The organism is Achromobacter sp., assembly GCF_049647645.1.
Lineage (GTDB): Bacteria > Pseudomonadota > Gammaproteobacteria > Burkholderiales > Burkholderiaceae_B > Achromobacter.
This window is the reverse complement of sequence record NZ_JBARYB010000226.1, coordinates 1-5995: the sequence shown is the minus strand read 5'-3', so window position 1 is coordinate 5995 and position 5995 is coordinate 1. Positions and strand designations below refer to the sequence as shown.

Genomic DNA, 5995 nt, shown 5'->3' with positions numbered 1-5995 from the left:
CCCCAGGCCGGCCGCGCCGCCGCGCGCCGCGTGCCGCATACCGGCATGCGCCGCGCCATCGCCCGCCGCCTCACCGAAAGCAAGCAGAACGTGCCGCACTTCTACCTGACGGTGGATTGCAGGATGGACGCGCTGCTGGCCCTGCGCGCGCAAGCCAATCAGGGCGGCACGGTAAAACTGTCGGTCAATGACTTCATCGTGCGCGCGGCGGCGCTGGCCCTGCGCGAAGTGCCGGAAGTGAACGCCAGCTGGCACGAGGACGCGGTCGAGTACCACGCCGGCGCCGACATCTCGGTCGCAGTGGCGACCGATGGCGGCCTGGTCACGCCCATCGTGCGCGACGCGGACCTGAAGTCCTTGTCCGCCATCGCCGGCGAAATCGTCGAGCTGGCCGGACGCGCCAAGATCAACCGCCTGAAGCCCGAGGAATTCACCGGCGGCTCGCTGACCGTGAGCAACCTGGGCATGTACGGCATCAGCCAGTTCGCCGCCATCATCAATCCGCCGCAAGCCGCCATCCTGGCAGTGGGCGCGGCCGAGAAGCGTCCAGTGGTGGACAGCGACGGCCAACTGGCCGCCGCCACCGTCATGACCGTGACGCTGTCCGCGGACCACCGCGTGGTGGACGGCGCGGTGGGCGCGCGCTGGCTGGTCGCCTTCCGCACCCTGATCGAAAACCCCGTGCGCATTCTGCTGTGAGCCCCGCCATGACCAAGACTACGTTTGATCTCGTCGTGGTGGGCGGCGGGCCCGGCGGTTACGTCGCCGCCATCCGCGCGGCGCAACTGGGCATGTCCGTCGCGTTGGTGGAACGCGCCGAACTGGGCGGCATCTGCCTGAACTGGGGCTGCATTCCCACCAAGGCGCTGCTGCACAGCGCCACCGTGCTGCGCGCCTGCCGCGAAGCGGCGCACTACGGCGTGGCGGGCGCGGGCGACGCGCGTCCTGATTTGACCGCCATGGTGGCGCGTTCGCGCAAAGTGGCGGGCCGCCTGGGCCAGGGCGTCGCGCACCTGATGAAGAAGAACGGCGTGACCGTGTTCGCCGCCAGCGCCAAGCTGGCCGGCGCCGGCCGCCTGGCGCTGGACAATGGCGGCACGCTATCGGCCAAGCACATCATCCTGGCCACGGGCGCGCGCGCCCGCGAACTGCCGGCGCTGCCCGTGGGCGAACGCATCTGGGCCTACCGCCAGGCGTTGGTCCCCGCCGAAATCCCGAAGTCGCTGCTGGTGGTGGGCGCAGGCGCCATCGGCGCGGAGTTCGCCAGCTTCTACCGCGCCGTGGGCGCCGAAGTCACGTTGATCGACATGACCGCGGAGATCCTGCCGCAGGAAGACGCCGAAGTATCGGCGCTGGCCCGCAAGGCTTTCGAGAAACAAGGCATCCGCGTGCTGACGCAGTGCGCGGTGACTGCGTCCTCGTTGACCGCGACCGGCGTGAAGGTGGCACTGGACCAGCAGGGCAAGCGCAGCGAACTCGAAGTGGACCGAGTCATCGTCGCCGCCGGCATCGTCGGCAACGTCGAGAACCTGGGCCTGGAGCAGACTCGCGTCAAAGTGGAGAAAACCCATATCGTCACCGACGGCATGTGCCGCACGGGCGAGCCCGGCGTCTACGCCATCGGCGACGTGGCCGGCGCGCCATGGCTTGCGCACAAGGCCAGCCACGAGGCCGTGCTGTGCGTGGAAGCCATCGCCGGCAAGCCCGTGCATCCCATCGATCCACTGTGCATTCCAGCCTGCACCTATTCGTATCCGCAGGTCGCAAGCATCGGCATGAGCGAAGCGCGCGCCCGCGAACACGCCGCCAAGACCGGCGGCGACATCCGCGTGGGCAAGTTCACCTTCGCCGGCAACGGCAAGGCGATCGCCATGGGCGAGGACCAGGGGCTGGTGAAGACGGTGTTCGACGCGAAAAGCGGCGAACTGCTGGGCGCGCACATCATCCACCCCGAAGCGTCCGAGCTGATCACCGGCTATGGCGTGGCGGCATCGCTGGAAGCCACCGAGGAAGACCTGATGCACACCGTGTTCGCGCACCCGACCCTGTCGGAAACGCTGCACGAATCGGTGCTGTCGGCTTTCGGCCGCGCCTTGCACGCCTAGGACCTGCCTGCCCCGGGGCCTGCTTGCGCAGGCTCCAGGCGCAAACCGCAACGCGGCGCGGACTCAGATCCGCGCCGCCAGGAAGTCCAGGAAGCAGGCAATGCGCCGCGATAGCTGCGTGTTGCGGTGATACACCGCATGCATGGGCTGCAGATAGTCCGTGTGCACGGCTTCCATCAGCTTCACCAGCCGGCCGGCCTTGACGTCCTCGCGCACCACGAAGTCGGAAAGGCAGGCGATGCCCACGCCTCGCACGGCCAGCTGACGCTGGGTCTCGCCGCTGGAAGTCGCCAGCGTCGGCACCGCCAGATAGCTGGACCCGCCCGCGTGGCGCAAGGGCCAGACGTTCAGGCTTTCAGGCTGGGTGAAGCCCAGCACCTCATGCGCGGCCAGATCCTCAACAGTCTCCGGCGCGCCGCGCCGGGCCACATAGTCCGGACTGGCCATCACCCAGCGCGGCGACGGCCGCAACGGCCGCGCATGCAAGGTGGAATCCGTCAGCGGCCCCATGCGCAGCGCCACGTCGGTGCGGTGTTCCATGAGGTCGACGATGCGGTCGTTGCTGGTGAGCTCAAGCGTGATCGCCGGATACTCGCGCCGAAACTCCGCCACCAGCGGCACCACGCAATGCAACATGACCGGCACCGACGCATCCACCCGCAAGCGGCCCGCCGGCCGCTGATGCACCATGCGCATGCAGTCCTCGGCTTCGTCCAACGACGCGACGATGTGCCTGGCCTTGGGGAGAAAATGCTTGCCCTCTTCGGTCAGCTCCATGCGCCGGGTGGTCCGGTTGAGCAGGGTGACGCCGAGCTCTTCTTCCAGTCGCGACAGGCCCCGGCTGACACCCGACGCGGTATGCCCCAGCAGCTCGGCGGCGGCGCTGAGGGATCCGGCGTCCACGACGCCAAGGAAAAGGCGTAGCGCGTCAGAATTCAGGGACATGCTGGCTCCTTGATTTGTGAGTCGATTGTATAGACACACCCAGCCGACGCCCCACACAACGTATGCTGCGCGTGGCCGCCCGCGCGGCCACGCGCAGCGGGCCACGCAAAACTCGCCCCCAACCACGGCTCCAGCAACGCGGCAAGCCACGACGACAGCAGTCCGTCGTCGCGGGCGGCGTGGCGGCTCGCAACCTCGATGCGCCCGAGGGAATCTGAAGGAAAGGCCGCAGGCCTTGACGAAGATGACGACGGGGGAGTCCGGAGCGAACGCTCCGGACCGCAATCGTGGGCGCGAGCCGCCACGCCGCCCGCGGCGACGGACGACCTACGAAGCGCTACAGCTACAGCACGCTCAAAATCGCATCCCGCGCCTGATGAGACAGCTCCAGCCGCGTAGGCAGGCTGCCATCCGGATGCCGAGCCGCCAAGGGCGGCAAGAACACCACTTCGACGGCCAGCCCCGTCACTCCCAGCACCCGCCAGAGGTTCGCCACGAGAGACTCCTCCCCCACGAACGCCGCATAGCCGCTGCGCTTGCCATGTTGCAGGAATCGCAAGGCCACGGGCTGGATCTCGATGGCGGCCGAACGCGCCGGTTCGAACAGGCTGGCGTGGAAAGGCAGCAACTCGAAACCTTCGGTCGTCGTGCCTTCCGGGAACAGTCCCACCGCATCGCCCTGCTTGAAGCGGGCCTGCATGGATTCGCCCATCGCATGCACCGCGTGGCGCTGGCCGCGCTCAATGAACAGCGTGCCGGCCCCAGCCACCAGCCAGCCGATGACTGGCCAGCTGCGGATTTCGCTCTTGGCCACGAAAGACGTGGCGCGCGCCGAATTCAACACGAAAATGTCGATCCAGGACACGTGGTTGGCCACCAGCAACACCGGACCGGTCAGGCGCGGCTCGCCCTTGAGGACGACCCGCAGGCCACAGAAGGCCATCAGGCAGCGCGACCAGCGGCGGTTCAGCCAGGCGCGCGACTTGGGGCCGATCAAGGGATATACCAGGCCCACGCACAAGAGGCCTAAGAGAATCCAGGGCACCACGAGGAACAGCCTAAGGACAAAGCGCAGCAGCTTCAAACCGGGGTCTCCCAGGCCAGGCTGCCACCTACCACGGTGGCGCGTACACGGCCGGGCAGCATCATACCCGCGAACGGGGTATGGCCGCTGCGGCTTTGCAGGGCGCCGGGCAGCACCAGCCATTCGGCTTCCAGGTCGGCCAGGCAGAGGTCTGCCGGCGCTCCGACGCCCAATTGGCCTGCCACTGCAACCTGCGGCGCAATCTTGCCCAGGACCGCTGCGGGGCCGCAAGTAACACGCGCCAGCGCTTCCGCGAGGGGCCGGCGGCAGTCGCGCGACCACTTCAGGGCCAGGGACAACAGCAGCTCCAGCCCCGTGGCGCCAGGCGCGGCGGCCGGGAATGGCACGGCTTTCGACGCTGCGTCGAGCGGGGTGTGATCGGAGCACAGCGCGTCGACCGTGCCATCCGCCAGCGCGGCCTGGATCGCGTCGCGGTCGCGCTGGCCGCGCAGCGGCGGGTTAAGGCGGAAGTCCGTGTTGAAGAAGCCGATGTCCACGTCGGTCAGGTGCAGGCTGTGGGCGGACACGTCGGCCGTGACCGGCAGGCCCTCGCGTTTGGCGGCGCGCAACAGTTCCAGCCCGGCGGCCGTGGACAGCCGCGTCAGGTGCACGCGCGCCCTGGTGGCGCGCTGCAGTTCGAATATGGTGTGCAGCGCCACGGTTTCGGCCTGCGGCGGCAGCCCTTCCAGGCCGAGACGTTCGGCATAGGCGCCGCTGGCGATGACGGCGCCGCGCGCCAGCCATGGGTCATGAGGCCGCAGCCACAGCGCGTGGCCCATGCCGCTGGCGTAGCGCATCGCGCCCCAGAGCACGCGCGTGTCGGCAATGCCTTGTTCGCCCTGCGCATGGGCCAGGCAGCCCGCCTGGGCCAGCAAGCCCATTTCCGCCAGCGTTTCGCCGGCCAGTCCCACCGTCATCGCGCCCAGCGGATGGATCCGGCATTGTCCCGGCTCGGCGTGGCGCATCAGCGCCTCGGCCTTGCCGGGTTCATCCAGCGGCGCGCCGGGGTCGGGTGGCAATACCAGTTGGGTGACGCCGCCGGCCAGGGCCGCGCGCAATTCCGACGGCGCGAACGCCGCCGCGCCGGGCTGCGATACCCGCGCGGACAAGTCGATCAGACCCGGCAGCACCGCCAGCCCGCTTGCGTCCAGCACGCGATCCGCGTGAAAGCCGTCGGGTTCGCGGCCCACGGCGACGACGCGGCCGTCCGCGATGTAGAGGTCGTGCTGCCCGTCCGCCGCGTTGGCGGGATCGATCAGCCGGCCCTTGGCGATATGCAGTCTCATGGCGCGTCTCTCGTCAGCAGGTCCAGGGCGGCCAGGCGCAGATGCTGTTCGATATCCGCCAGTTGCGCCTCGATGGGCGTCAGGCTGGCCGACACGTCGCCGTCGGTCTCGATGCCGGGCGTAAGCGCGCCGGCGGGCAGCAGCAGCGCATCGGCGCGGGCGGCGGTCAGCGCATCCGGCGTCAGGCCGTAGGCATGCGCGTATTCGCGGGCCGACGGCAGCAGCGCGCCGCTGATCCCTTCCACGCGCAAGGGCAGCACGATGACGACATCCGCGTCCTGCATCCCTTCCCGCAGCGAGGCGCAGGCGCGCACGCCGAGCTGCGGCAGGCCGTCGGGCAACAGGGTGCGCGGCGCGGCGGCGCGGACTTCAGGCACGCCCAGCGTGGTCATGGCATGGATGATGGAACGCGCCACGCGCGAATGGCGGATGTCGCCCACCAGCGTCACGGCCAGGTTGGTCAGATCCTGCCGGGCGTCGAGCATGGCCTGCACCAGCGCCAGCGCCGGCAAGGGGTCGGCGTGGCAGCCGTCACCCGCATTGAGGATGCGCAGGCCCGGCGCCGCGTGCGCGGC

At 69.3% G+C, this 5995-nt stretch carries 5 protein-coding genes and 1 pseudogene; 2 read left to right on the top strand and 4 right to left on the bottom strand.

Going from position 1 to position 5995, the window contains the following annotated elements:
* Together WBB14_RS26590 and lpdA are read left to right on the top strand one after the other, a co-directional pair.
* A partial coding sequence (locus WBB14_RS26590; protein ID WP_424242412.1) for a 2-oxo acid dehydrogenase subunit E2 occupies positions 1-699 on the top strand: 699 nt, incomplete at its 5' end.
* Between the two features lie 8 nt (positions 700-707).
* On the top strand, positions 708-2105 hold the full coding sequence (gene lpdA, locus WBB14_RS26585) for a dihydrolipoyl dehydrogenase (protein WP_424242411.1): 1398 nt from the start codon (positions 708-710) through the stop codon (positions 2103-2105).
* 63 nt (positions 2106-2168) lie between these two features.
* Here lpdA and WBB14_RS26580 read toward each other — a convergent pair whose 3' ends face one another.
* The 4 genes and pseudogenes from WBB14_RS26580 to WBB14_RS26565 form a co-directional block, all read right to left on the bottom strand.
* Positions 2169-3050: a LysR substrate-binding domain-containing protein gene (locus WBB14_RS26580; RefSeq protein WP_424242410.1), complete on the bottom strand. Its 882-nt coding sequence runs from the start codon at positions 3048-3050 to the stop codon at positions 2169-2171.
* A gap of 343 nt (positions 3051-3393) precedes the next feature.
* Positions 3394-4134 carry a lysophospholipid acyltransferase family protein gene (locus WBB14_RS26575; protein ID WP_424242409.1) on the bottom strand — a complete coding sequence of 247 codons (741 nt, stop codon included), beginning with the start codon at positions 4132-4134 and terminating at the stop codon, positions 3394-3396.
* On the bottom strand, positions 4131-5420 hold the full coding sequence (locus WBB14_RS26570) for a dihydroorotase (RefSeq protein ID WP_424242408.1): 1290 nt from the start codon (positions 5418-5420) through the stop codon (positions 4131-4133). The genes WBB14_RS26575 and WBB14_RS26570 overlap by 4 nt, the downstream gene beginning before the upstream one ends.
* Positions 5417-5995, bottom strand: a pseudogene (locus WBB14_RS26565) (aspartate carbamoyltransferase); the annotation flags it as partial. The pseudogene WBB14_RS26565 and the gene WBB14_RS26570, both read right to left, overlap by 4 nt.